We start from the raw sequence: 25,198 nt of genomic DNA, 5'->3' as shown, positions 1-25,198 counted from the left end.
GCTGGTGGGCGGCCGGCAGGGGGCCGCCGGCGGAATACGGACCGGCTCAGGCGTCGGCGGTACGGGCGATCTCGACGTTCTCCAGGACGCCGAGCGCGTCGGGGACCAGCACGGCCGCCGAGTAGTAGGTGCTGACCAGGTAGGAGATGACGGCCTGGTCGTTGATGCCCATAAAACGTACATTGAGGCCCGGCTGGTACTCGTCCGGGATGCCGGTCTGCCGCAGCCCGACCACACCCTCGATGTCCTCACCGGTGCGCATCGCCAGGATCGAGGTGGTGCCTTCCGCGGAGACCGGCAGCTTGCCCAGCGGGAAGATGGGCACCCCGCGCCAGGCGGGGAGGCGGTGTCCGTTGACATCCGCGTCACCGAAGTACAGGCCGCGCTTGTTGCACTCCCGGCCGAAGGCGGCGATCGCCTTGGGATGGGCGAAGAACGCCCTGGTCTGGCGGCGCATGCTCAGCAGCTCATCGAAGTCGTCAGGGGTGGGCGGGCCGGTGAGGGTGGAGATGCGCTGGCCGTGGTCGGCGTTGTGCAACAGCCCGAACTCCCGGTTGTTGACCAGCTCGTACTCCTGGCGCTCGCGCAGCGCCTCGATGGTCAGCCGCAGCTGCTGCTCCACCTGGTCCATGGGGTCGTTGTAGAGGTCGGCGACCCGGGTGTGCACCCGCAGTACGGTCTGCGCCACGCTCAACTCGTACTCACGCGGCTGGAGTTCGTAATCGACGAAGGTGCCCGGGAGGACGGGCTCGCCGCTGTGGCCGGAGGCCAGGGCGATATCGGCCTCACCGCGCTTGTTCCGGGGAAGCTCCCCCTCGGCCTCGCGGCGCCGGACATGCTCCCGCAGCCGCTCGCTCCGCCCGGCCACCTCCTGGTAAGCCGACCGGGACAGCAGCAGCACCGTGCACGCCGTCACCGCCCGCGCGGTGAACTCCCAGTCGCCGGGCTCCTCGGACACCGCCTGGCCGCCGAAGAACCCGCCGTCGGCCAGCACTCCCAGCCGCGACTCGCCCCCGTACTTCCCGGTGCCGACCTTCTCGACCTTGCCATGGGCGATCAGCACGACCTGGTCCGCCGGCTGGCCGGCCTGCGCGAGCAACTGGCCCGGCCCGTACTCCCGCTGCTCCATCCGCTCGGCCAGCGACCGCAGCACCTCCGGGTCCTCGAACCCGCGCAGGAGGGGCAGTTCGCCCAGCTCCGCCGGTACCACCCTGACCGCGGCCCCCTCCTGGACAAAGGTCACCCGTCCGTCGCCGACCGTATAGGACAGACGCCGGTTGACCCGGTAGGTACCGCCCTTGACCTCCACCCAGGGCAGCATCCGCAGCAGCCAGCGGGAGCTGATGCCCTGCATCTGGGGAACGGTCTTGGTGGTGGTCGCCAGATTACGGGCGGCCGCCACACCGAGGCTCAACTGCTCCCGGCCCGCGTTTCCCTCGTCCTGCCCCGGCTGTTCCGGCGTTGTTGCAGTCGTCATTACGGTTCCCTTCCGGAGGATTCGGGGATCGTATGTCGGCGCGGTGCTCCCATGGGGGGCCGGGCTGCCGCGGGAGCCGCGGGCCCCAAGTCAACCAGTGCCCAACGATGTTGGGCGAGGGCGGCCAAATGTACGCCGTGATTTCAGGACACCGGCCGCGGAGTCCGGATGGCGTGCTCAGAGGGTCCGGCCGTCATCCGTGTAGGGGATGCCATGGCCGCCGAGGACGGCTGGAATCCGACGAACCGGCCTCAGTGCCCGGCATGTTGGGAGAATGGCGATCCCGCACGTCAGGGCCCGGACGAGGGGTGTACGACCTTGTGCCGGTTCCTGGGCGCGTGCTATCCCTTCGGCGAGGACTGAGCCAAGTCGAGCCCCCTTGGACGGAGTTGCGGATGAAGGCGCCAATCCCCGGCACGACCGATGAACCGACGGGTCCCGTTGGCTCGTCCCCGTCCCTCTCCCGGCTGTTGTCCGGGCCGACCGGGCTGGGAACGAAATCCCTGCGCTTCACTCCGGCCATGGAACCGGAGCCCGTACCGGTCCCTGCACCTGACGCCCAGTCACCACCGCTCGCGGCCCTCCCCGAGCCGGGGCCCCGGCCGGCCTCGCAGCGGATCGAGGGGCTCTACTGCCCGCCCGCGGTACGCGACGACCGTGCGCTGGCGGACGAGATCAATGACCGGCTCGTCCAGTGGGCCGAGCAGGAAGTGGGCCTCTACCCGGACACCGATCTCCGGGAGGCCCTGGTCGGATTCGACGCGGGGCGGTCGGTGGTCCTCTGCCACCCGGACGCCCCCGGAATCGACCATCTGATGGCCGCCGCCCGGCTGCTGATCGGCGAGAACGCCGTGGACGACTACTTCTGCGAAGCGGAGTACGGCGGCAGTGCGGACCGGCGCGGCGCGGTACTGATCGTCGCCCAGTCGGCGATCGACCCCGCCCACAACACCCCGCGCTATGAGGCGGACTGGCGGGCCGGGATCGAGGCCCATCCCGCCCTGCGCTCCATGCGGTCGGCCATGGACTACTTCTACGCCCTGGCAACTCCGGCCCAGGCGCACCGCTTCCGGCACGACATCGCCAACCTCTACCTCGGATACAACGCCGAGGGCGACTGCATCAGCCGGCAGCGCACCCCGGCCGTCTGGGAGTACCTGGTCCAGCGGCAGTTCAACAGCTTCCGCCCCTGCCTGACCCTCACCGACTCCATCGGCGGCTATGAACTGCCCGCCCAGCTCTTCGCGGACCCCGGCGTACAGCGGGCCGTCGCCCTGTCCTCCAATGCCTCGACCATCTGCAATGACCTCTACTCGCTGCGCAAGGAGCAGGCCAGCGGCCGCTTCCACTACAGCCTGCCCACGGTGATCGCCGCCGAGGAGGAGTGCTCCATCGAGGAGGCCTTCCAGAAGGCGGTCGAGGTGCACAACGAGATCGTCCACCGCTTCGAGGAACAGGCCGCCGCCCTGTCCGTCACCAATCCGCTCACCGCCCGCTTTGTGACCGGTCTGCACAACTGGATGACCGGCAACCATGAATGGCACGCCGGCAATGTGGGCACCCGCTACGCGACCTCGCCCTGACGGCTGCCGCGCGCCGCCTCCCGCCATGGGGGCACGGCCCGGACCATGGCGGTGTGGACGACAACCGGATTCCCGGCGGCGCCGAACCGGTGGACGCGCTGGAGGTGGCGCCGACGCCCCGGACGGCCGTGGCCTGGCTGCCGCCGCAGGAGCTCTGGCCCGCGATCCAGGAGATCCGCTGGGAGCACGATCCGCAGGTGCGGCGGTGGCCGCCGCATGTGAACCTGCTGTTCGGCTTTGTCCCGGAGGAGGAGTTCACACGGGCCGTACCGCTGCTCTCCGCCGCGGCGGCGGAGAGCGCGGCATTCGCCGTACGGCTGGCCGGTGTGCGCTATTTCCGGCATCGGCACTACGCCACGATCTGGCTCGACCCGGCCGCGGCGGGCCCGGCCCCATGGGCCCGGCTCCACCGGGCACTGGCCCTGCGCTTCCCGCTCTGCGGCGGGCGCTTCACCCCGCATCTGTCGCTGGGCCGCACCCAGGCCCCCCGTCCACTGGCCGCGGAGTGCGCGGCCCGGCTGGGCGCGCGGCCGGCGGTGGTGGAGGAACTGGTGGTGCTCGCCCGGCGGGGAGACGGGCCCATGCGGGCCAGGGTGGCGGTCGGGCTGGGGACGGGGGAGGTCCGGTGGGCGGGGGAGGGGTAACACCCGGGCACCGGGCCCGCGTTAGCCTCGGTCGTATGGATCTCGAGCTGAAGCAACGGCGTGCCATGGTGACCGCGAGCAGCAAGGGGATCGGGGCGGCGATCGCCCGGCGGCTGGTGGACGAGGGGTGTGCGGTGCTGGTCCATGGCCGTGACCGGGAGCGGGCCGGGGAAGTGGCCCGGGAGCTGCGGGAGGCCGGGGGCACGGTGGAGGTGGTGCTGGGGGATGTGACGGACGAGGCGGCCGCGGAGCGGGTCGCCGGTCAAGCCCGGGACTGGGGGGCCGACATCCTGGTGAACAACGCCGGCCCCTTCGCCGAGAACACCTGGGAGACCGCGGAGCCTTCGGCCTGGCTCGCGGCCATGAGCGGCAATGTGCTGCCCGGGGTCCGCATGATCCGGGCAGTGCTGCCGGGCATGCGCGAGCGCGGCTGGGGACGGGTGGTCAATGTGGGAAGCCGGGCGGCGACCACCCCCCTGCCCCATATGGTGGAGTACTCGGCGGCCAAGGCCGCCGTCGTCAATATGACCACCTCGCTGGCCCGGCATCTGGCCGGCACCGGCATCACCGTCAACTCGGTGAGCCCCGGCGTGATCGCCACCGAGGGAATGCGGGCGATGTTCCGGCAGGAGGCGGCGGACGAGGGCCGGTCCACCCGGTGGTCGGATCTGGAGCCGCGGCTGGTGAACGAGTACGCGCCCAACCCGGCCGGCCGGCTGGGCACCGCCGAGGACATCGCGGCCGCGGTGGCCTTTCTGGCCAGCCCGCTGGCCGGCTATATCAACGGCATCGACCTTCGGGTGGACGGCGGCATCGCCCAAGTGCCCTGAGGATCCGGTCAGTCCGCAGGCACCAGGCGCCGGGCGGTGCGGATCATCTCGGCGACAAAGGCGTGCACCGCCGGGGTCTCGGCCGGTTCCGCGGTGGCAACACAGACGGTGCGGGTGACCGCGGGCCGGCAGGGGATCAGCCGGACGCCCGGGTGCGCCTGGGGTATCGCCATGCGCGGCACCAGCGCGGCGGTGACGCCCGCCGCCACCAGCCGTAGCTGGGTGCTGTAGTCGGCCACCCGGTAGCGGACCCGTACCTCCGCACCCGAGTGCCGGCGCAGCAGTTGCACCAGGGCCCGGTGGGCGTCGCTGCCCTCCGGGCAGCAGGCCCACACCAGGTCGTCCAGGCCGCTCAGCGGGACCTCACCGAGCCGGGCCAGCGGATGGGCCTCATGCACGGCGAGCATCGCGGGCTCATGGACCAGGGCCTGGGTGCGGATGGCCGGCGGGATGGCGGCCGGGGCGTGGGTCCAGCTCTCCATCACCACCGCGTCCAGCCGCCCGGCCCGCAACCCCGGCAGCAGCTCGGCGGTTTCGCCGTCGAGCACTTCCGGAACCAGCCGGGGATAACGGCTCGTCAGGGCCAGCAGGGTTTCCGGGAGCAGGGCGCGCAGCGCGGAGGCGACGGCCCCCACCCGCAGCGGGCCCGCCACCAGCCCGCTGATCGCCGCCAGGTCCGTGCCCGCCTGGGCGGCCACTGTGTCCATCCGCTGGGCGGAGGCGGCCAGTACCCGTCCGGCATGGGTGAGTCTGATGCCCCGGCCGTCCCGCTCCACCAGCTTGCAGCCCGACTCCCGCTCCAGCCTGCGCAGATGCTGCGATACGGCGGAGGCCGTCACATGCAGGGTCTCGGCTGCCGCGTGGACCGAGCCATGCCGGGCGACGGCCGCGAACACCCTGAGCCTCTCCCACGACAACATGTAGCCAGGCTACTGAGTTCAGCGAAGAAACAATAAGTAGTGCTGTGGGTTGAGTGCGGGAAGGCTGCGGTGTGTGAATGCCGCCTCCCAGACCTCCGCCCCCGTCCTGGCCGCGGACGCCCGGAAACGGGCCGACCGGACCACCGCCACCGCCCTGATCATCGGCGGTGCCGCCTGCCTGTCCGCCTCCGCGGTGTTCGTCAAGCTCGCCGACGTCAACGCGGGCACGGCAGCCTTTCTGCGCTGCGCCATCGCCCTGGTGCCGCTCATCCCGATGCTTGTCCATGAGACCCGCCGCCATGGCGGCATGTCCCGCTCCCTCAACCGGTACGCGGTGACCGCCGGTGTCTTCCTGGGCGCCGACTATGTGATGTGGACACTGAGCATCCTGGACATCGGCGCGGCCGTCGCCACCGTCCTGATCAACGTCCAGGTCATTGTCTTCCCGCTGCTGGCAAGGGTGTTGGACGGCACCGCCGTCCCCCGCCGCTTTCTGTGGTCCTGCCCGCTGATGCTGGCCGGCATCGCGCTGGCCGGCGGGGTCCTCAACTCCGGCGCCCACCACGGGCATCCGGTGCGCGGCACGGTACTGGGCATCGGCGCGGGCAGCGCCTACGCCGTATACCTCTATCTCACCCGGCGCTGCGGCCGCAGCTCACCGTGTCATGTGGTCAGCCCGGTCTGTGTCTCCACGGCCGCGGCCGCCGTCGCCTCGGGTGTCATCAGCCTGCTGACCACCGGACTGCCACTGGCCATCCCGGCCGCCTCCTGGGGCTGGATCGTCGCCCTGGCGCTGCTCGGCCAGGTCGCCGCCTGGCTGCTGATCAGCAAGGGCGGCCCGATGCTGCCGCCCAACACCTCGGCGGCGCTGCTGCTGCTCCAGCCCGTGATGGCGATCGGGTTCGCCCTGGTCATCCTCCATGAGACGCCCACCTACGCCCAGTTGAGCGGTTGCGCCCTGGTCATCTGCGCCGTGTGGATCAACAATCGCTCACCAAGGGCCGTCCGCGCCTGACGTCCGTCCGGCCCCGGGCAAGGACGGAAAGGGACCCAACGGCCGCCCGCGGCAAGGCCGCAGAAAGCTCGCAACAAGCCCGCAGAGAGGAAGCAGAGAGGAAGCAGATGAACCAACCGCCGCCCGACGACCACGGCCTCATCGCCCCGGTCAGCCTGCCCCGCACTGGACAGGCCCCCGGAGAGGTCAGCGGACCCGAGGAGTACGACGGCTTCTTCCGCATCCACCACGGTGAGATCTCCGACACCGCCTGGGCCGCCCAGACCCTCGCGGTGACCCGCAAGGTCGCCGACGACCTGCCCGGCACCAGCCTCGACGAGGCCGAACGCGCCGACCTGCTGGACGGCATGAACCTGCTGCTCCAGCACGCCCTGACGCTCACCACCGATCATTGACCAACTCCCACCGCGCCCAAGCCGGTTCCCTCGCGCCCCCGCCCGGGCACCGCGCCGGCGGCACCTGTCCGAGCCGGCCACCCACCAACCGACTCACCAGGAGCGACTCATGGCCCTGTCCGCCGACCAGGAAACCGCCATACGCAGGTGGAAGCTGGGACACCATGTGTTCCACCTCCATCTGACCGTGATGAACACCCACCTCATCGCCCTGCGCACCGCCCTGGAGCAGGAGAACTGGCCCGCCTGCCGGCGGCTGCTGGACATCCTCACCCGGCTCTACCGCGCCTCCACGGCCTCCATGCGCTATGCCTCGGACTTCCCCAAGGAGACCTATACGGGCCTGCTGCGCCCGGCAATGGAACCCCCCTGGGTCAGCCCGGGATTCTCGGGCAAGTTCAACACCGACCATGAGCGGATGCTCGGCCTGCTGAAGTCCGTCCGCGGGCCCCTGAAGCAGGCCGCCCGCGACGGCTCGGCCCCCGCCGAGGTATGCCAGGCCGCCCGGCGGCTATGGCAGGAACAGTCGCGCAACCGCGCCCACCACAAGCTCATCTGCGAGAAATTCGTCCCCGGCGGAACCTCCCTGCTCCAGCAGCACTTCGACACCACCCGCGGCTGAACGCCCCGCACCCTAGGAGACTTTGGTGTCCTTCACCATCGTGGAAACCTGGTATCTGACCGACGAGGCCGCCCAGCAGGCCACCCGCACCATGCAGATCATCGATGACGCCCTGGGCGAGAACGCCCATCACCACCCGGGATGGAGCGGACACGCCACCTTCCTCCAGGACCACCGCGACCCCCGCATCGTCACCTGGGTCTACCCCTGGCGCAGTGCCGAGGACCACGCCGACCTGCTGACCACCGAAGAGCCCATCGTCCGGCCGCTGATAGCCGCCTACTGCACCCGCCCCCGGGAGATCCGCTACGCCGTGGAACTGCCCGTGGAGGTCGAGCATGACCACCACTGAGCCGGCCGTCTCCGCCGTGGGGGACTGGACCCCGGAGCAACTGGAAGAGTACGGGCGGCTGTTGCTGACCCGGCTGCGTGAACACTTCGAGACCCTGCGCTCCCAGCCCGTCACCACCGACCGGCCGGCCAAGGAGATCCGCGAACTCTTCGACGAACCGCTGCCCGAGCAGCCCCAGGACTTCACCGAGATCCTCGACCGGACCTGGGACGAGGTGCGCCCCCACCTGACCCTGTGGAACCACCCGCGATTTCACGCCTACTTCGCCAACAGCTCCAGCGGCCCGGCGATCCTCGCCGAGGCGGCCACCGCCGCGCTGAATGTCAATGTGATGCTCTGGGACGCGGCCCCGGCGGCCGCCGCCGTGGAAAGCACCGTGCTGCGCTGGCTCTGCGAGATGCTGGCCTACCCCGGTGACGGGGACGCGGTGCTGGTGGACGGCGCCTCCCTGGCCACCTTGTATGCGCTGGCCGCGGCCCGGGAGCGCCTCGGCGGCTTCGATGTCCGCCGCACCGGCATGGCGGGCGGCCCCACCCTGCGCGTCTACGCCTCCGACCAGACCCACAGCAGCCTGGACAAGGCCGCCATCACCCTGGGCATCGGGCTGGACCATGTGGTCCGTATCCCCACGGGCCGCGAAGGTGCCCTGGACCCCGTCGAGTTGGCGGCCCGGGTCCGCCAGGACCTCCGCGCCGGCCACCGGCCGCTGGCCGTGGTCGCCAATGTGGGCACCACCTCCACCGGCGGCATCGACCCGGTACCGGCCATCGCCGAGATCTGTGACCGGCATGCCCTCTGGCTCCATGTGGACGCGGCCTATGGCGGCTTCTGGCGCCTGGCCGACCGGATCCGGCCGCATCTGCCGGACCTCTCCCTCGCCGACTCCCTGGTGGCCAACCCGCACAAGGTGCTGCTGTGCCCCATGGAGGCCAGCGCCCTGCTGACCCGGCACCGGGACGCGCTGACCAACACCTTCCGGCTGGTGCCCGAGTATCTGACCACCCGGCACGAGGACGGCAGCGTGGATTTCATGAACTACTCGCTGCAGCTGGGGCGTCAGTTCCGCGCCCTCAAACTGTGGTGGCTGATCAAGTCCTTCGGCGTCCGGGGGATCGCCGGCCGGCTCGACGCGGCGGCCGGGCTCGCCGGCCGGCTGCGGGCCGCCGCCGGGAACACCCCGCACTGGCAGATCACCAACCCCCGTACGCCCTTCCCCCTGGTCTGCCTGCGCTACGCCCCGGAGGGCCTGAGCCCCCAGGAGACCGACGACCTCAACCGGCGCATCCACCACAGAGTCAACGCCGGACGCCGGTCCTATGTCTCCCACACGGTGGTGGACGCCGGCTATGTCATCCGCGTCTCCATCGGCAATATCCACACCCTGGCCGAGGACGTGGACGCCCTGTGGGCGGAGCTCACCGCGGCCGCGGCCGAGGAGGGGAAGTCCCTATGACGGCCACCGCGCATCCCGCCGGCCCGGACACCTTCGCCGGCCGCCTCGCCGCCTTCTCCGCCGTAGGCCGCTGGTCGGCGGTCAATGACGACCTGCCCTGGACCCCGGCGCCCCGGTCCATGCCCTGCCTCTGGCGCTATGCCGATCTGCGCCCCTTTGTGCTGGAGGCCGCCGAGTTCGTCAAGGGCGACGCCGCAGCGCTGCGCGTGATCACCCACCTCAATCCGGGGCACCGCTCCTATGAGGCCGCCTGCGGCCACCTCTACTCCGGCCTCCAGGCGCTCAAGCCGCATGAGGCCATGACCTGCCACCGGCACGCGGCCTCGGCCATCCGCTTTGTCCATGAGGGCCGGGGCGGCTGGACCGCTGTGGACGGCGACCGCATATCCGTCGGCGCGGGCGATGTGGTGATCACTCCCGGCCGCCGGTGGCACGAGCACGGCAATGACGCCGACGACGGACTGGTCATCTGGCAGGACCTCACCAACGACCCCCTGGTGAACACCCTGGGCGCCACCTTCTTTGAACTCCACCCCCAGGGAACCCATTTGACCTCCACCCCACGCCGCGACACCCTCGCCTCCTGGGGCGGCCTCCTGCTGCCCGACACCCGCCGCGGGCACCAGGCGTCACCGCTGTACGCCTACCCCTGGGAGAAGTGCCGGGAAGCCCTGGATGCCGCCGCCCGGGCCGGGCACCACGACCCCTATGACGGGGTGGTCCTGGAATACGCCAACCCGGCCACCGGCGGCCCGGTAACCCCCACCACCGGCTGCCGGCTGCAACTCCTCCAGGGCGGCGAGCGGACGACGGCCCACCGGCACACCGGCTCCGTGGTCTATGTCGCGGCCCAGGGCCGCGGCACCACCGTCATCGACGGCACCGGCTTCGAGTGGTCGGCGGGGGACACCTTCTGTGTCCCCTCCTGGGCAGCGCACTCCCACGCCAACCGCAGCTCCACCCAGCAGGCGGTGCTGTTCTCGGCCGATGAGTTCCCCCTGCTGAGGGCCCTCGGCCTGTACGCCGAGGAAGCCGTCGAGGACGCGGCGAACTGACCGGCCGGGCCCGGGGCGGGCATGCCCCGGGCCCGCGACCCGAAATGCGAGAGGAAAGCCCTGCCATGCCCCGCATCCTGATGATCCTGTCCGCCGCCACCCAACTGCCGCTCACCGACGGAAGTTGCCGGACGACCGGCTTCTGGCCCGAGGAAGTCATCGAACCGCTGAAGGAGTTCGCCGCCGCCGGGGCACATATCACCCTTGCGACTCCGGGCGGACGGCCCGCCGTACCGGATCCCGCCGGGTTCACCCCGGAAGGGGCCGCCCTGCCCCCGGACCGCTGCGACACCCTGCGCCGCGAAGTCGCCGCCCTGCAAGGGCTGCTGGCCCAGCCGGTTCCCCTGCACGCCATCAAGGGCCCGGTCCAGGACGCGGTCTTCATCCCCGGTGGATACGCGCCGATGGCCGACCTGTGGTCCGACCCGCACTGCGGCCGCGTCCTGGAGGAGACCCAGCGCGCCGGCCGTCCCATCGCCGCCGTCTGCCACGGTCCGGCCGCCCTGCTCTCCTGCCGGACGCCCGCCGGTGACTGGCCGTTCACCGGCTACCGGATGACCTCCTTCACCGACCAGGAGGAGAAGGACGTGGGCCTGCTGGACACCCTGCCCTGGACCGCCCAGCAGGCCCTGACCGCCCGGGGCGCCGACTTCCGGCCGGGCCCGGGGCCCTGGCGGGAACACCTGGTCCAGGACCGCGGCCTGCTCACCGGCCAGAACCCCGCCTCGGCCCGCCCGCTGGCCGCCCGCCTCCTGGCCGTGCTCACCGGAACGCAAGGCCGGGCGAATGCCGCACCCACCATCTGACCCGGACCTTATCCGGGCCAAACGGTAGTTTTCGGGGCGCACTTGAGGTCCCGCGCGCCGTGTGACCCCTGGGATGCTGCGATCTGCCGTCCCCTCCCGGGGAGTTCTCCGCCGATCCCCCGCGGAAGGCGCCACCGGACTTGGCACGATGCGGATCGACCGGTTCGGTTCCCATGGGGAAAGGGCGTACTTTGAAGCGTACTTGGCGCAGGGCTTGGGGCTGTATGGCCGTCGCGGCGGCTCTGGCGGCAGGGCCCGCGGTGTACCCCGCCGCGGCTCAACCGGGTCACCCCGGGGGCGGATCCGGCTCCACGCTGGTCTGCGCGGGCAGCGCCGCCATCCGTTTCTCCCCGGGACTGTCGTTGCGGACCAGGCACTCCAAGCTCCATGGCACCGCGCACTACACCTGCGCGGGGGCCGATCCCGCGGTCAAGTGGGCCAAGTCCGTGATCAAGGGTGCGGGGGAGGCCGGCTGCCGGTCTCTGGCCACCACCGCGGTGGAGATGATCACCTGGAACTCCGGCGAGCACAGCACGGTGCTCTACAAGCCACAGCCCCTGGTCCCGGTGGCGGGCGGCGAGGTGCTGTCCCTGGTGGAGGGCACCGTGATCAAGGGCAAGTACCAGGGGCACACGGTGAGTTCCCCCGGGGCGCAGCTCACGCTCAACGCGCTGGACTGCGCCACCGAGAAGGGGGTCGAGATGATCGACGGCCCCTCGACACTGGTGATCCTTTAGCCGACGGGCGCCGGGACCGGCCTATCGAGGTGCCGCCTCGGGCAGCGCCGCGTCCTCGGGACTGGCCATGTCCAGGAGCAGCATCGCGTCATGGTCCGGTGTACCGGGCGGCGCCTGGTAGGTGACCAGGCGCTGGCCGTCCGTGTGGAAGATCGCCATCACCTCGAAGTCGAGACGCATCGAGCCGACCTCCGGGTGCTGGAAGTGCTTCTGGCCGCCACCACGCGCCCGTACGTCGTACCGTTCCCACAGCCGGGCGAACTCCGGGCTCTTCACCACCAGTTCGCCGACAAGCTGCGCCAGCTCCGGCATATCCGGGTCGGCACCGGCGATGGCCCGCAGATGGGCGGCGCTGTGTGCCGCCAGCTGCTCCCAGTCGCGGTAGAGCTTGCGGCCCATGGGGTGCAGGAACATATAGCGGGTGGCATTGCGGCGCTCCTCCGGCCAGTCCGTGATGCCGGGGAACAGGCGCAGGCCGGGCCGATTGGTGGCCAGCAGGTCATTGGTGCGGCTGACCACATACGCCGGTGCCGGGCGCAGCGTCTCCAGCAGCAGGCGCACCGAATCCCGCACCGTACGCGACGGTCCGGCGCAGGGCGCCGGTACATGGCCCGCGGCGAGCGCCACCAGCTCGTGCAGCCGCTTGAGTTCATCGGGGGAGAGCCGCAGCACCTCGCCGAGCGCGTTGACCACGGCCGGTGAGGGCCGGGTCTCGCGGCCGCGTTCCAGCCGTGCGTAGTAATCGACGCTGACCCCGGCCAGGGTGGCCAGCTCCTCGCGGCGCAGCCCCGGAGTGCGGCGGATGCCCGTTCCGGCGGGCAGGCCCACATCCTCCGGGCGGACCTGCTGGCGCCGGGCCCGGAGAAAGCGGCCCAGTTCCGTACCTTCGCTCATCCGGCCATTGTCACAAAGGGCCGGGAGCGCAGGGAGGCCGTACCGGGTCCAGGAACGCTGCTCCCCGGCGCGGCCCGGTCTGCCGGGCAACGCCCGCGCCGAGCAGGCTGCACTCCGTAACCGATGGGACCGGCAACGGCAAGGAGCGGAGCACAATGAGCCTGACGCGATCCGGGACGCGTGGGGAAGCCGAGGACAGGGCGGAGAGCCGGGGTACGCAGGAGCGCCGGGGCTCCGCCGCCGCGGCGCTGGCCGCCGCCGTCCTCGGCTTCTTTGTGATCACGGTTGATGTCTCGGGGGTGACCATCGCGCTGCCCGCCGTGGGCAAGGAACTCGGCGGCTCGATGTCCGGGCTGCAATGGGTCGCCGACAGCTACACCTTGATGTTCGCGGCGCTGATGCTCTCCGCCGGTTCGCTTTCCGACGCGGTGGGCGCCCGGCGCGCCTACGGCTGGGGACTGGGCGTGTTCACCCTCGCCTCGCTGGCCTGCGGGGCGGCGCCGACGCTGGAGGCGCTGACGGCGGCGCGGGTGGTGCAGGGGAGTGCGGCAGCGGTGATGATGCCCGCCTCGCTGGCGCTGATCCGCCAGGCCTTCCCCGAACCGGCGGCGCGGGCGCGCGGCATCGCCCTATGGACGGTCGGCGGCGCGGTGGCCATCGCGGTGGGCCCTCTCCTGGGCGGGCTGCTCACCACGGAATGGACCTGGCGCGCCGTCTTCTGCCTCAACGCACCGGCCGGAGCCGCCGGTCTGCTGCTTCTGCTGCGGGCGGCGCGCTCCCCGCGCCACCGTGCCGGGTTCGACCTGCCGGGGCAGCTGACGGCCGTACTGGCGCTGGCCGCGCTGACCTTCGCGGTGATCGAGGGCGGACACCGCGGGCTCACCGGCACCGTGTCGGTCATGGCCGCGGTCGCCGTGCTGTCGGGGGCCGGTTTTGTGGCCGTCGAATCACGGCGGCGGGCGCCGATGCTGCCCCTGGCACTGTTCCGCAACCGGGGCGTCACCGTGCCGGTCATCGCGGGCTTCGCCCTCAACGCCGCCTTCTACGGCGTGGTGTTCGTACTGAGCCTCTGCTTCCAGGGGCAGCGCGGACAGTCCGCGCTCTCGGCCGGGAAGATGTTTGTGCCCATGGCCTTGGTCACCGCTGTCTTCAACTACCTTTCGCCCAGGGCGGTTTCCCGCTTCGGTGCCCGGACGGTGGTCGTCCTGGGCCTGCTGACCTCCGCGCTGGGCTGTGGCGGACTGCTGGCCGTCGGCACCGCGACGCCCGCCTGGGCGACCGCCCTGCTGATGATCCCGCTGGGCATCGGCGGCTCCCTGGCCGTGCCGGCGCTGACCTCCCTGATGCTGGAAAGCGTCCCGGCCGAGCGGGCCGGCACGGCGGCGGCACTGCTCAACACCAGCCGCCAGACGGGCGGAGCGCTGAGCATCGCCGTCTTCGGCGCGCTGCTGGCGGGGGACTTCGCGTCCGGGATGCGGGAGAGTCTGCTGCTGGCCGGCGGCCTGCTCGCGGCCATGGCGCTGGCCGCGGCCGCACTGCTGCCGCGGCGGTGAGAAAGCGTAATTCCCTGGTCCGATCGCCGCGTTGAGGCCAGAATTCCTGCCGGAGCCAGAGACCGCGAAAGCAGGAGAATCAAGGGAGGCGAGCGTGCTCATCAGGGCCGCGCGGACAGATGAAGCCGGAATGCTGAGCGAACTGGCGCTTCGCTCCAAGGCGTACTGGGGCTATGACGAGGCGTTCATCGCCGCCTGCCGAGATGAACTGACCCTCTCGGCAGATGAAGTCGAAGCAACCGCGGTGGCCGAGCAGGACGGCCGGATCCAGGGCTTTGTCACCGTGCAGGGGAGCCCGCCGTCGGGAATCCTGAGCATGCTCTTTGTGGAACCGCACGCCATTGGCAAGGGCGTTGGCCGGCGCCTGTTCGAGCACGCCACCACCACCGCCGCGGACCACGGTTTCACCCGCCTCACCATTGACGCGGACCCCCATGCCGAGCCCTTCTACCGGGCCATGGGGGCCACGCTCATCGGCAGCACCCCCTCGGGTTCGATACCCGGGCGAACCCTGCCCCTGATGGCGATCACCCTCCCATGATCAGGACCTCGGTGGGGCGGGGTACGGTTACGCCGTCCCCGCCCCCGGACGGTTCCGGTGCCGCACCCGTGGTGCTGCGGACAGCTGCGCCAGGCCGAAAAAATGTTGGACCGGGTCCAGTGTTTCGCCGGTTCGCTGCGGTGCCCTGCCCCGGCGGCAAGCTGTATGCCTGCCTGAAGTCCTCCGGCCGTATGGGCTGGCTCGAGGGGCCGGACGGCAGGCGCTGGTACACCGTCCGGGACGCCGAGAAGTTCGCCGGTGCCATCGCCGATGCGGGGTTCATGGTGGACCGGGTGGACCCGGGGTTCCACGCCGAGGCGTGGGCCACCCGCAAAGGCTGAAATCTGTAGCGGTTGTTGGGCGGTGGGTGAGATCGGGGGGTGTGGAGTGTGAGCCCGCCCATGAGACCCACGTCACTTACGAGCCTCTTTCGTGATAACCGAACGCGTGGAATGGCGAATTGGCGGAAGTGGTGTGCCCTCTGCATGGGGTTCTTTCGTAGGTCACACCCTTTGCCAGGGGGTTTTTGCGTCGCTAAGACTGGTCGGGTCGCAGGGCGCCGTCGGATCGAGACGCGGCGCTTCTTTCGCGCCGATGAGGGCCGCTGCGGCAGATTCCCCCCACTGGAAGGTTCAGCTCACTTATGCGTTCTGGCTATACCCACCTGACCAAGGCCCACAAGTTCGCCGCCGCCGGTATTGCCACCGCTGGTGCCGCCGCTCTCGCCCTGGGCGTGGCGGGCACCGCTTCGGCCGCCGAGTCCTCCTCGGTCAAGCCGGTCGCGTGGAATGCGCAGACCTTCTCCGGTGCGGGCCAGGCCGAGCTGACCCAGCTGTCGGACACCGCCGCCGCCCAGGCCAAGGCCCAGGCCGCCACGGTCAAGGCCACCGCCGCCAAGAAGCAGGCCGACGCCAAGGCCGCCGAGAAGGCCAAGGCCGCCGAGAAGGCGCACGCCGCCAAGGCCGCCGCCGGCCGCTCCGAGGCCCGCAAGCCCATCGCCGCCGCCCCGGCTGCCCCGGCCGCTCCGGCCCCCAAGGCGTACGCGGACAACCTGGACGGCTGGATCAGCCAGGCGCTGGACATCATGCACGCCAAGGGCATCCCCGGCTCCTACGACGGCATCAAGCGCAACATCATGCGTGAGTCGAGCGGCAACCCCCAGTCGATCAACGACTGGGACGTCAACGCCCAGGCCGGTATCCCGTCCAAGGGTCTGCTGCAGATCATCGACCCCACCTTCAAGGCCTTCCACGTGGACGGCACGTCCTGGAACATCTGGGACCCGGTGGCCAACATCGTGGCGTCCTGCAACTACGCGGCCAAGACCTATGGCTCCATGGACAACGTCAACTCCGCTTACTAAAGAAGCGCTCCCTCAGGGCGGCGGCCCCGGTACCCAGCCGGAGCCGCCGCCCTACGCATGACCATGCATGTGCAAAGCCGCCCTGGGCACCCGTGGGAACGTCCGCCAGGGCATGGGGCCCCGGCCAAGAAGCAGCTGGGAGGCATCAGGGCATGGCCGTTCAGTGCTCCGACCAGCCGGGCACCATACGTACCTCCGTTCCCGCCAGACTGGACCGGCTGCCCTGGTCGCGCTGGCACTGGACGGTGGTCCTGGGGCTGGGCACCGTGTGGATCCTGGACGGTCTGGAAGTGACCGTGGTGGGCAATATCGCTTCCCGGCTGTCCCACCCCGGCAGCGGTCTGCACATCAGCAGCGCCCAGGTCACCGGGACCGCCGCCGCGCTCTATGTGGCGGGCGCCTGCGTGGGTGCGCTGTTCTTCGGCTGGCTGACCGACCGTTTCGGCCGTAAGCGACTCTTTCTGCTCACTCTGGCGCTCTATCTGACCGCCACCGCCCTGACCGGTCTGTCCTTCCAGCCCTGGTGGTTCTTCCTGTTCCGCTTTCTGACCGGGTGCGGCATCGGCGGTGAGTACGCGGCCATCAACTCCGCCATCGACGAACTGATCCCGGCCGACTACCGGGGCCGCGTCGATCTGATCGTCAACGGCAGCTTCTGGATCGGCGCCGTGGGCGGCTCACTGCTCTCCGTCGCCATGCTGAACACCTCCCTGCTCCCCGCCGATGTGGGATGGCGGCTGACCTTCGGTCTGGGTGTGCTGCTGGGGCTGGTGATCCTGCTGGTACGGCGCAATGTGCCCGAGTCGCCGCGCTGGCTGTTCATCCATGGCCGGGGCGAGGAGGCGGAGCAACTGGTGGCCTCCATCGAGCGGAAGGTGGCCGCACAGACCGGCCAACAGCCGGCGCCGGTGGACCATCCCATCACCATCCACCAGCGGCGCAGCATCGGCTTTGTGACCATCGCCCGCACGGTCTTCCGGTCCTATCCGCGCCGGGCCGCACTGGGGCTGGCCCTCTTCGTCGGGCAGGCCTTCCTCTACAACGCCATCACCTTCGGCTACGGCGCCATCCTCAATCACTTCTTCTCGGTGCCCTCGGGGCATACCGGCTACTACTTCGCCGTGATCGCCTTCGGCAACTTCCTGGGCCCGCTGCTGCTGGGCCGTCTCTTCGACACCCTCGGCCGCCGGGTGATGATCAGCGGCACCTATCTGCTCAGCGGCCTGCTGCTGTTCGCCACCGCCTGGCTGTTCGGCCGTGGCTCGCTCAACGCCACCACTCTCACCGGCTGTTGGTGTGTGGTGCTGTTCTTCGCCTCGGCCGGGGCGAGCAGTGCGTATCTGACGGTGAGCGAGGTCTTTCCCATGGAGACCAGGGCGCTGGCGATCGCCTTCTTCTACGCCGTGGGCACGGCCGTGGGCGGCATCAGCGGGCCGCTGCTGTTCTCCCGGCTGACCGGCTCCGGGGTGGTGGCCGACACGGTGCTCGCCTTCGCGATCGGTGCCGCGCTGATGACGGCCGCGGGAGTGGTCGCCGCGCTGCTGGCGGTGCCGGCCGAGCGCCGCTCGCTGGAGGACGTGGCGCGGCCGCTGACCGCGGAGGGGACGGGTTAGGCGGCGCGGCGGCCTGGGCGCGTACCGGAGAAGCCGGTGGTGCGGCCCGGCCGCGGCGGGCGGCACCGGGTATCTCAGCCCAGAGTGTCGGCGAAGGAGATGGGCTCGGCCCGGGTCCGGTGATGATCGAAGATAAGGATCTCATTGCGGCCACGGCGCAGCCAGGGCGCGGGACAGTAGAGCCGGTGCTGTGGGCCGATCTCCCAATAACGCCCCAGGTTATGGCCGTTGACCCAGACAACTCCCTTGCTCCACCCCGACATATCCAGATAGGTGTCGCCGGTCCGCTTCAAGGTGAGATCGCAGCGGAAGAAGAGTCCGGGCCGGCCCGGGTCGGTGATGCGATGACGCAGCGAGCGCACATATCGCTCGTCCATGGGCAGCAGAAACACCTCCCAGCCGGTCAGCGGGCCGGACGGCGCTCCGGTGCCGGTCAGCCGGACCGATTCCAGAATGCCCTTGCGATCGACCATCGCATGGCCGTAGTTGGTGCGTCCCATGCCTTCGACAAAGATGTCCAGCCGTGCGTCCTCCGCGGCCGCCGGGGTACGCAGGGGGAGGGGCCGGTCGTTATTGGTGACCCGGAGCCGCTCGGCCAGTGCGGGCGGAATGTTCTGGCGGGAAAATCCGCCCTGATAGGCGCCGTTGACGAAGACGGTGGCGTAGTCGTGCACCCAGGCGATGTCCAGGGTTCCGCCGGTGAAACCGGAGAGGGTTTTGCGGTAGAGGATGAATCCCGAGTTCTGGCCGTAGGTTTCCATGGGCCGCGGCTCCACCGTACGGTCGCCGGGCAGCGGCGCGGGCAGGTTGTCCCATACCGAGGCGAAGGGCCTTGGCAGCAGGGCGCGGTGGCCGGCCCGGGCGAGGGTGGGGACGGGGGCCGGGACCTTGGGCGGGGGCGAGGGCAGATAGCGCGCTATCAGGTCGCGGTAGGCGGTGTAGCGGGCCGTGGCCACGCCCTGTTCGGTGATGGGGGCGCAGTAGTCATAGCTGGTGATGTCGGCCTGGTAATCGCCCGACTGATCATTGGCGTTGGCACCGGCGAAGAAACCGAAGTTGGTTCCGCCATGGATCATATAGAGGTTGAATGACAGGCCGCCCTCCATAAACGCACGCAGGGTGGCGGAGAGATCGGTGTCCTGTCCCTGGAATCCTGGCTCTCCCCAGTGAGTGAGCCAGCCGGGATAGACTTCACCGGCCAGCACCGGTGCAGCCGGGAACGCGGTGCGCGCGGCGGCGATTGCGCCGGCGTCGCCGCCGCTGAGACCGATGGCGCCGCCGGGCACATTGGTGTGGTTGATCTCCACCTGCCATAGGCCGTCCTGGGTGTAGAACGGGCCCGGTACCCCGCCGTCGATCCACAGTTGGCGCAGTTCTTCCAGATAGGCGTGGTCCTTGCCGTAGGAGCCGTACTCGTTCTCGATCTGGACCATCAGTACGGGGCCGCCATGGGCGGCCATCAATGGCCTGATCCGGGGCACCAGTTGCCGGTAGTAGCGGGTGACGGCGGCCATATAGCGCGGATCGGCGGCCGAGCCCACCCGCAGCCGGATGTCCGGATGACGCAGCAGATACGGCGGGATGCCGCCCAGGTCCCATTCGGCGCATACATAGGGACCCGGGCGCAGTAACACCCACATGCCTTCGGCCTGGCAGAGCCGGATGAAGCGCGCTATGTCGCGGCGGTCGGTGCGGAAGTCGAAGACGCCCGGCCGCTCTTCGATGTGGTTCCACATGATGTACAGGGCGATGGTGTTGATGCCCATGGCCTTGGCCATCCGGATCCGGTGCCGCCAGTACTGGACCGGGATACGTGCCGGGTGCAGCTCCCCGCTGCGGATCTGGAAGGGCTTGCCGTCCAGCAGAAAGGCGCTGCCGTCCGCGGCGAATCCGAACCGGTGCCGCCCCGCGGGGCGGGAGCGTCCGTCCCCCTCGGGCATGGCGAAGGCCGGGTCCCCGGTGGCGAGTACGGCCGCCGCCGGGGTCAGCGCACTGAGGGTCAGAAAGCGGCGCCTGTCCATGCGACTCTCCTTGGAGGGCGAGGGAGCGTGGTCACCGGGCACAAGGGCGGGCGGGGCGGCTGGTGCCCATGCGCATCCTTGGGCGGATACCTACGGAAGTCAACATGCCCTACCGTTCAGGTCTGTTGGGGGGTGATGGCTTTCGGGCAGCGGGTGCCGCGCCTGCCCGGGCGCGGCACCGATCGGGCCGTCAACGCCCTATGCCGGGCGGGGGATATAGGCCAGGCCATGTGCCAGGGAGCCGCCGGTCCCGGACAGGTCCAGCCGGGCCAGGCCCTGGAGCGTCTCCAGGTCCACGATCTCCACGGTGGACGAGGTGGCACAGGACACATAGGCGAGCCGGCCGTCGGGGGAGGCGGTGATGGTCAGCGGGAAGAGCCCCACCTCCAGCTCGCCCAGCCGCTGGTGGGTGCCGGCGTCGAACACGGTGAGGCGGCCCGGCGCATGGCGCCCCAGCCGGGACTCCGGGTCGGGCTCCATGCGCACTTCTCCCGCCAGCAGCTTGCCCGTTGACGTCAGATGCACCGGGAAGACGATGCTGCCGGTGGGCAGGATCCCGGTCACCGACGCCGTCCTGGCGTCGATGACCCGGATGCCCGTGGCCGGCCGCTGTCCGGCGGTGGCGGCGAAGGAGGCGTAGGGCGCGGCGACGAAGACCCGGGCACCGTCGGCGGAGACGGCCAGCCCCTCGCTGCCCGGCACCTCCGCCTTCGCGGTGAGGACTCCCCGTTCGAGATCGACGACCGAGACAAACGGAGCCTCCTTGTTGGTGGCGTAACCCCGCCTCCCCGCCGCATCGATGGCGAACCAGTGCGGGCCGGGCGCGTCGGTGTCGATCCTGCCCAGGGGCCGCCGGGTCGCGGTGTCGATCACCACCACACCGCCCGGCCGGCCGGCCGAGCCCTCCACACTGACGTACAGCCGGCCGCGGGCGGTGTCCAGGGCCAGCCCGTGCGGACCGTGTTCCGGGGCGAGGTCGATGACCTCGACGATGCGGCGGGTGTCGGGGTCCACAACGGTCAGCTGGGTGCGCCGGCCGCTGTTGGCGTGGTAGTAGCCCGAGTGGTACGTCGAGGTGCACCACAGCAGCCGCTGGGTGGGGTCGAAGCACAACTCATGGGGCTCGGCCAGGACTTGGACGCTCCCGAGGTGCCGGTCGGAGGCGGCGTCGAAGAACGAGACCGTCGCGCCCTTCTGCGCGACGACGGCCAGCACATCGCCTTCCCGGCCGGCGCGGGGGGACTGCTGCATGGAGGGCTCCTTGCACTTGGGCGGATGGGACATCGGGTGCACGCGGTTTCGCGGACCACTCCACTCTCGCCGGGAGGGGACCCCGCCAACAATGCAAAGATTGGCAGCAAGTTATTGCGTCAGCCGCAAAAATGCAGTTCAGGAGGGTGGAGTGGATCTCAACCTGCTCAGGGCCCTGGACGCCCTGCTCCAGGAGAACAGCGTGACCCGCGCCGCCGAGCGGCTTGGCACCTCACCCGCGGCGGCCAGCCGTATGCTGGCCCGGCTCCGCCGCGCGGTCGGCGATCCGCTGCTGGTCCGTGCGGGCCAGGGCATGGTCCCGACCCCCCGCGCCCAGGAACTCCGGGAGGAGGTGGGCGCGTTGCTGCGCGGTTGCGACAACCTCCTGCGGCCCGGGGCCGGTTTCGACGCCGCCCGGCTCCACCGCACCTTTACCGTGCAGGCCACCGATCTGCTGGTGTCGGGCCTGGCCGGGACCCTGAGCGACCGGATCCACGCGGAGGCCCCGCGGGTGGACGTGGTCTTCCTGCCGGAGGCGCTGGAGGGCGGCCCCGCGCTGCGGCAGGGCTGGGTGGACGTCGAACTGGGCGTCCTGGGACATCTGGACCCGGAGATCCTTACCCGGCCGCTTACGCGGAAGACGCTGGTCGGGGTCGCGCGCAGCGGTCACCCCCTCTTCGACGGGCCCATCGACGCCCGCCGGTTCGCCGCGGCCGACCACATCGGCATATCCCGGCTGGGCAAGCGCTTCGGGCCCATTGACGACGCGCTCGCGGAGCTGGGGCTGCGGCGCCGGGTCGCGGTGGTGGTGCCCAGCCACACCGGAGCGATGATTCTCGCCCGCAATACGGACCTGGTCGCCCTCGCCCTGGCCGACTGGCTCCCCGGCACCATCTCCGCGCTGGGGCTGCGTACCTTCCCCCTGCCGCTGGAGGTGGCACCGCTGGACTTCGGGATGGCCTGGCACCCCCGTAACGCGAGCGATCCGGGGCATGGGTGGTTCCGGGACCACCTGGCGGCCGCGGTCCTCGATCCGCCGGGGGCCGGGTAGCCGTTCCGCGTCGCTGACGGGGCGTCCGGGGTACGCGGCGTCAGCGCCTCCGCTCCGGGGCCAAGGGGACGCCCATGGCCCCGCTCAGCGCGGCGCCAGCCCCATGCGGCCGCCTCCCAGGTCGTACAGCACATCGACCTTGGCGAAGGCGGGCAGCCCGGCCAGGATCAGCGGATGCGGCTGCCGCCCATAGCTCAGCAGCGGGGTGTCCAGGGCGTTCAGCGGCTGGTCCAGGGCGTCCCTCGGTGGCATCCGGTAGGTCCAGCTCCAGTGGGCGCCGGGCACCGACAGGGTGAGCCGGCGGCCGAAGGTGTTGACGATGTCCCCCTCGACCAGCTGCCCTGCCGCGGGTCCGGGGAGCCGGGGAGCCTGGAGGGACAGGGTCGGGGTGCCGGTGTCGAAGACCATCGGAGCGCACTGCGTGTCCAGCACCGAAGTCACGGACAGACAGCCCGTTATGGGGGTGGGATCCCAGACGGTGAACGCGGTCGGGGAGGCACCCGGGGCCGGCGCCCTGGTGACCGACTGCCGCAGGCTCACCATGCTGAACCGGTCAAGGCTCTTCCGGTCGGGATTGAGCAGCAGTCGGGGACGGCGCTGGTCGAAGTGGACCACAAAGGAGCCATTGTGGGTCGGAGCCTGGAGGGGATTGGCGCAGCAGCCCCGGACGCCCTGGTCGCGTTCGGCCAGGCCGATGCCCAGGATGCCGTCGAAGACACCACCGAACTCCTCGGGCGCCTTGCCGTGCGCCGCCTCGCAGTCGGGCACCTCGGCGGTGCAGCCGAGCGAGTCCACCAGCAACAGCGTCTCCTCCCAGGTGCCGGCACCGGCCAGCCCCACCTTGGCCTGGGCCTCCCGCCCGCTGACCCGCAGCCCGCTGAGAAAGCTGATGCTGCCGCCGGCACCGGTGGGGGTTGCATTGCCCCTGCCCACCGCCGAGGCCAGCACCCTCAGCCCGGTGGAGCCGGTGTCCACCAGCACATTGAGCTGCTGCGACCCCACCCGGACGGCGGCCTGCAGCCGGGGCTCGCCCAGCTTGCCGCCCACGCTCCCGGCCGGGAGATAGGTCAGGGGGACGGTCATCGCCGCCGCCGCACCGGAGCTGCGCTCCGTCCCGCCCGTACCCAAGCCGCCGCAGCCGCCCGCCGGCAGCGCCGCCAGCAGCGCCAGCACGGCCGCCCGCCGCCAGGGACGGCGGCGCACCGGCAGGCGGGGGAGCGGCATGGGGCACACGGGAGGGCTCCGGATCGACGGCGGACGCACTGGTGCCGCCAGAATGGGGCGCCCGCGTCCGGAGCGCCCGCCGGCCACCGCCATCCGGGTCCCGCCACCGGGTCCGCGCCCCGCTTGGCCCAGCCCCGCCCGCGCCGGCGCCCGGCAGGCGCTAGGAAGGGAGCGACCGTAACCCGCGGCGGGAGGAGTGACCGGGCATGAGGGTCGTGGTGGACCTCAACCGCTGCCAGGGCTACGCCCAGTGCGCCTTCCTGGCGCCCCGGGTCTTCGAACTGCATGGCGAGGAGGCCCTGCTCTACACCCCGGCCGTCCCCAACGACCAGCGTGAGCGGGTGCTGCAGGCGGTGGCCGCCTGCCCGGTCCAGGCCATCACGGCGGGCGAACAGGCGGGTGCCGGTGAGCTTTGACCTCAAGGACGGCCGGATCGTCATCGTCGGCGCCTCGCTGGCCGGGCTGCGCGCCGCCGAAACCCTGCGCGAAAAGGGCTTCACCGGCTCCCTCACCCTGGTCGGCGAGGAGCCCGAACTGCCCTACGACCGGCCGCCGTTGTCCAAGGCGGTGCTCCTGGGACGGGCCGGTGCCGAGGACTGCGGACTGCCGGGCCGCCGCTCCCTGGACGCCCACTGGCGGCTCGGCGTCCGCGCCACCGGGCTGGACCCCGAGGCCCGGCGCCTGCTGCTCGCCGACGGCGAGCAACTGCCCTACGACCGGCTGCTGATCGCCACCGGCACCCGCGCCCGGCCCTGGCCCAACCCCGAAGAGGCGGCGCTGGACGGCGTGTTGACGCTGCGCACCAGCCAGGACGCCGCACGGCTGGCCCGGTTGCTGGACGCCCGGCCCCACCGGGTGCTGGTGGTCGGCGCCGGGTTCACCGGCTCGGAGATCGCCTCCGCCTGCCGGGAGCGCGGACTGGACGTCACGGTTGTCGAACGCGGCCGGGCACCGCTGATCGGCGCCCTGGGCGGCACCGTCGGTGCCTGGGCCATCCGGCTCCAGCGCGCCCACGGGGTGGACCTGCGCTGCGGGGTCACGGTCACCGCCCTGCTGGGCCGGAACGGCCGTCTCAGTGGAGCCGAGCTCTCCGACGGCAGCCGGATCGACGCCGAGGTGGCCGTGGTCTGCCTGGGCGCGGTCCGCAACACCGAATGGCTGGCCGACTCCGGCCTGGCCGCCGGACCCCGGGGCGTGGCCTGTGACGCGGGCTGCCGGGTCTTCACCATGTACGGCATCGTCACCGACGATGTCTTCGTGGCCGGGGACGTGGCCCGCTTCCCGCACCCGCTCTTCGAATACCAGCTGATCGCCCTGGAGCACTGGGGCAATGCCATCGCCCAGGCCGAGGTGGCCGCCCACAATATGGTCAGCCCCGGGCCGCGGCGGCGGCCCCACCTGGCGGTGCCCTCCTTCTGGTCCAGCCAGTTCGGCCTCAACATCAAGTCGGTCGGCGTGCCCACCTTCTCCGACCAGGTGATCCTGGCCCAGGGCAGTCCCGGGGAACGCCGCCTGGTGGCCGTCTACGGCTACCGCGGCCGCATCACCGCCGCGGTCACCGTAGACCGCGCCAAATGGCTGGAGCACTACCGGCACTTGATCGAGACCGCCGCTCCCTTCCCGCCCGGCCCCGGCGCCGCCGACCACCTCGCCGGCCAGGAGCCCGTCCCCTCCGACGTCCCCGACCCCCGGGTGCTCTCCCACGGCCCCACCGTCGCCCTCACCGGCCACCTGCCCGACTGGCGGCTGACCCTGCTCCGGCCGGCCGGCTGACCCGTACCGCCCCAGGAGGCCGCCG

Annotated in this window: 25 protein-coding genes; 19 read left to right on the top strand and 6 right to left on the bottom strand. The window is 71.1% G+C overall.

Annotated features, from left to right (window positions below; translation table 11 throughout):
- Positions 1–46: 46 nt before the first annotated feature.
- On the bottom strand, positions 47–1,477 hold the full coding sequence (locus CV755_RS10725) for a family 2B encapsulin nanocompartment shell protein (protein WP_109279958.1): 1,431 nt from the start codon (positions 1,475–1,477) through the stop codon (positions 47–49).
- Between the two features lie 32 nt (positions 1,478–1,509).
- On the opposite strand from CV755_RS10725, the gene CV755_RS10720 reads away from it, so the two are divergent.
- Genes CV755_RS10720 through CV755_RS10710 form a run of 3 tightly spaced genes read left to right on the top strand, consistent with a single transcriptional unit; the run spans position 1,510 to position 4,534 of the window.
- Positions 1,510–3,060: a family 2 encapsulin nanocompartment cargo protein terpene cyclase gene (locus tag CV755_RS10720; RefSeq protein ID WP_338323641.1), complete on the top strand. Its 1,551-nt coding sequence runs from the start codon at positions 1,510–1,512 to the stop codon at positions 3,058–3,060.
- Positions 3,061–3,113: 53 nt separating this feature from the next.
- The gene (locus CV755_RS10715) at positions 3,114–3,704 is read left to right on the top strand and encodes a 2'-5' RNA ligase family protein (RefSeq protein ID WP_241561117.1); all 591 of its coding nucleotides are present in this window, start codon (positions 3,114–3,116) and stop codon (positions 3,702–3,704) included.
- A gap of 35 nt (positions 3,705–3,739) precedes the next feature.
- Positions 3,740–4,534, top strand: coding sequence for an SDR family NAD(P)-dependent oxidoreductase (locus tag CV755_RS10710; RefSeq protein WP_109279955.1), 795 nt, complete (start codon positions 3,740–3,742; stop codon positions 4,532–4,534).
- An 8-nt stretch (positions 4,535–4,542) separates the two neighbouring features.
- Here CV755_RS10710 and CV755_RS10705 read toward each other — a convergent pair whose 3' ends face one another.
- Positions 4,543–5,454, bottom strand: a complete 912-nt coding sequence (locus CV755_RS10705) for a LysR family transcriptional regulator (RefSeq protein ID WP_109279954.1) — start codon at positions 5,452–5,454, stop codon at positions 4,543–4,545.
- A gap of 73 nt (positions 5,455–5,527) precedes the next feature.
- Here CV755_RS10705 and CV755_RS10700 point away from each other — a divergent pair, with 73 nt between their 5' ends.
- From CV755_RS10700 to CV755_RS10665, 8 genes are all read left to right on the top strand, one after another.
- On the top strand, positions 5,528–6,469 hold the full coding sequence (locus tag CV755_RS10700) for a DMT family transporter (RefSeq protein ID WP_241561116.1): 942 nt from the start codon (positions 5,528–5,530) through the stop codon (positions 6,467–6,469).
- A gap of 107 nt (positions 6,470–6,576) precedes the next feature.
- Positions 6,577–6,864 carry a hypothetical protein gene (locus tag CV755_RS10695; protein WP_109279953.1) on the top strand — a complete coding sequence of 96 codons (288 nt, stop codon included), beginning with the start codon at positions 6,577–6,579 and terminating at the stop codon, positions 6,862–6,864.
- A gap of 109 nt (positions 6,865–6,973) precedes the next feature.
- Positions 6,974–7,486 carry a hypothetical protein gene (locus tag CV755_RS10690; protein WP_109279952.1) on the top strand — a complete coding sequence of 171 codons (513 nt, stop codon included), beginning with the start codon at positions 6,974–6,976 and terminating at the stop codon, positions 7,484–7,486.
- 25 nt (positions 7,487–7,511) lie between these two features.
- Positions 7,512–7,838: a hypothetical protein gene (locus CV755_RS10685; protein ID WP_206608411.1), complete on the top strand. Its 327-nt coding sequence runs from the start codon at positions 7,512–7,514 to the stop codon at positions 7,836–7,838.
- Positions 7,825–9,291 (top strand): pyridoxal phosphate-dependent decarboxylase family protein, encoded by a 1,467-nt coding sequence (locus CV755_RS10680; RefSeq protein ID WP_109279951.1) that lies wholly within the window; start codon positions 7,825–7,827, stop codon positions 9,289–9,291. The genes CV755_RS10685 and CV755_RS10680 overlap by 14 nt, the downstream gene beginning before the upstream one ends.
- A complete protein-coding gene (locus tag CV755_RS10675; RefSeq protein ID WP_109279950.1) occupies positions 9,288–10,346 on the top strand; it encodes a cupin domain-containing protein in 1,059 nt (352 codons plus the stop codon). Before CV755_RS10680 ends, CV755_RS10675 begins: the two co-directional genes overlap by 4 nt.
- A gap of 65 nt (positions 10,347–10,411) precedes the next feature.
- On the top strand, positions 10,412–11,152 hold the full coding sequence (locus tag CV755_RS10670) for a type 1 glutamine amidotransferase domain-containing protein (protein WP_161968660.1): 741 nt from the start codon (positions 10,412–10,414) through the stop codon (positions 11,150–11,152).
- Positions 11,153–11,514: 362 nt separating this feature from the next.
- The gene (locus tag CV755_RS10665; protein WP_153068640.1) at positions 11,515–11,889 is read left to right on the top strand and encodes a hypothetical protein; all 375 of its coding nucleotides are present in this window, start codon (positions 11,515–11,517) and stop codon (positions 11,887–11,889) included.
- A 21-nt stretch (positions 11,890–11,910) separates the two neighbouring features.
- On the opposite strand, the gene CV755_RS10660 is transcribed toward CV755_RS10665, so the two are convergent.
- Positions 11,911–12,783: a helix-turn-helix transcriptional regulator gene (locus CV755_RS10660; protein WP_109279947.1), complete on the bottom strand. Its 873-nt coding sequence runs from the start codon at positions 12,781–12,783 to the stop codon at positions 11,911–11,913.
- A 155-nt stretch (positions 12,784–12,938) separates the two neighbouring features.
- On the opposite strand from CV755_RS10660, the gene CV755_RS10655 reads away from it, so the two are divergent.
- The 5 genes from CV755_RS10655 (at position 12,939) to CV755_RS10635 (ending at position 17,853) form a co-directional block, all read left to right on the top strand.
- The gene (locus tag CV755_RS10655) at positions 12,939–14,336 is read left to right on the top strand and encodes an MFS transporter (protein ID WP_109279946.1); all 1,398 of its coding nucleotides are present in this window, start codon (positions 12,939–12,941) and stop codon (positions 14,334–14,336) included.
- Positions 14,337–14,430: 94 nt separating this feature from the next.
- Positions 14,431–14,877, top strand: a complete 447-nt coding sequence (locus CV755_RS10650) for a GNAT family N-acetyltransferase (RefSeq protein ID WP_241561115.1) — start codon at positions 14,431–14,433, stop codon at positions 14,875–14,877.
- A 140-nt stretch (positions 14,878–15,017) separates the two neighbouring features.
- On the top strand, positions 15,018–15,218 hold the full coding sequence (locus CV755_RS10645; protein WP_109279944.1) for a hypothetical protein: 201 nt from the start codon (positions 15,018–15,020) through the stop codon (positions 15,216–15,218).
- Between the two features lie 302 nt (positions 15,219–15,520).
- Positions 15,521–16,240 (top strand): lysozyme family protein, encoded by a 720-nt coding sequence (locus CV755_RS10640; RefSeq protein WP_109279943.1) that lies wholly within the window; start codon positions 15,521–15,523, stop codon positions 16,238–16,240.
- Positions 16,241–16,392: 152 nt separating this feature from the next.
- Positions 16,393–17,853 carry an MFS transporter gene (locus tag CV755_RS10635; RefSeq protein WP_109279942.1) on the top strand — a complete coding sequence of 487 codons (1,461 nt, stop codon included), beginning with the start codon at positions 16,393–16,395 and terminating at the stop codon, positions 17,851–17,853.
- 74 nt (positions 17,854–17,927) lie between these two features.
- On the opposite strand, the gene CV755_RS10630 is transcribed toward CV755_RS10635, so the two are convergent.
- Entirely contained in the window at positions 17,928–19,874 is a 1,947-nt protein-coding gene (locus tag CV755_RS10630) for a beta-galactosidase (RefSeq protein WP_109279941.1), read from the bottom strand.
- 198 nt (positions 19,875–20,072) lie between these two features.
- Positions 20,073–21,125 (bottom strand): YncE family protein, encoded by a 1,053-nt coding sequence (locus CV755_RS10625; RefSeq protein ID WP_109279940.1) that lies wholly within the window; start codon positions 21,123–21,125, stop codon positions 20,073–20,075.
- 151 nt (positions 21,126–21,276) lie between these two features.
- Between CV755_RS10625 and CV755_RS10620 the strand changes: the two genes are divergently transcribed.
- Positions 21,277–22,176 carry a LysR family transcriptional regulator gene (locus CV755_RS10620; protein WP_109279939.1) on the top strand — a complete coding sequence of 300 codons (900 nt, stop codon included), beginning with the start codon at positions 21,277–21,279 and terminating at the stop codon, positions 22,174–22,176.
- Between the two features lie 84 nt (positions 22,177–22,260).
- Here CV755_RS10620 and CV755_RS10615 read toward each other — a convergent pair whose 3' ends face one another.
- Positions 22,261–23,400: a DUF3443 family protein gene (locus tag CV755_RS10615; protein ID WP_161968659.1), complete on the bottom strand. Its 1,140-nt coding sequence runs from the start codon at positions 23,398–23,400 to the stop codon at positions 22,261–22,263.
- 206 nt (positions 23,401–23,606) lie between these two features.
- Between CV755_RS10615 and CV755_RS10610 the strand changes: the two genes are divergently transcribed.
- Both CV755_RS10610 and CV755_RS10605 read left to right on the top strand, forming a co-directional pair.
- Positions 23,607–23,816, top strand: a complete 210-nt coding sequence (locus CV755_RS10610) for a ferredoxin (protein ID WP_109279937.1) — start codon at positions 23,607–23,609, stop codon at positions 23,814–23,816.
- Positions 23,806–25,173, top strand: a complete 1,368-nt coding sequence (locus tag CV755_RS10605; protein WP_109279936.1) for an NAD(P)/FAD-dependent oxidoreductase — start codon at positions 23,806–23,808, stop codon at positions 25,171–25,173. Before CV755_RS10610 ends, CV755_RS10605 begins: the two co-directional genes overlap by 11 nt.
- Positions 25,174–25,198: the final 25 nt, after the last annotated feature.

The sequence above is a fragment of the Streptomyces orinoci genome, from assembly GCF_003121295.1.
GTDB classification, from domain to species: Bacteria; Actinomycetota; Actinomycetes; order Streptomycetales; family Streptomycetaceae; genus Streptomyces; species Streptomyces orinoci.
This window is presented reverse-complemented; position numbering and strand designations above follow the sequence as displayed.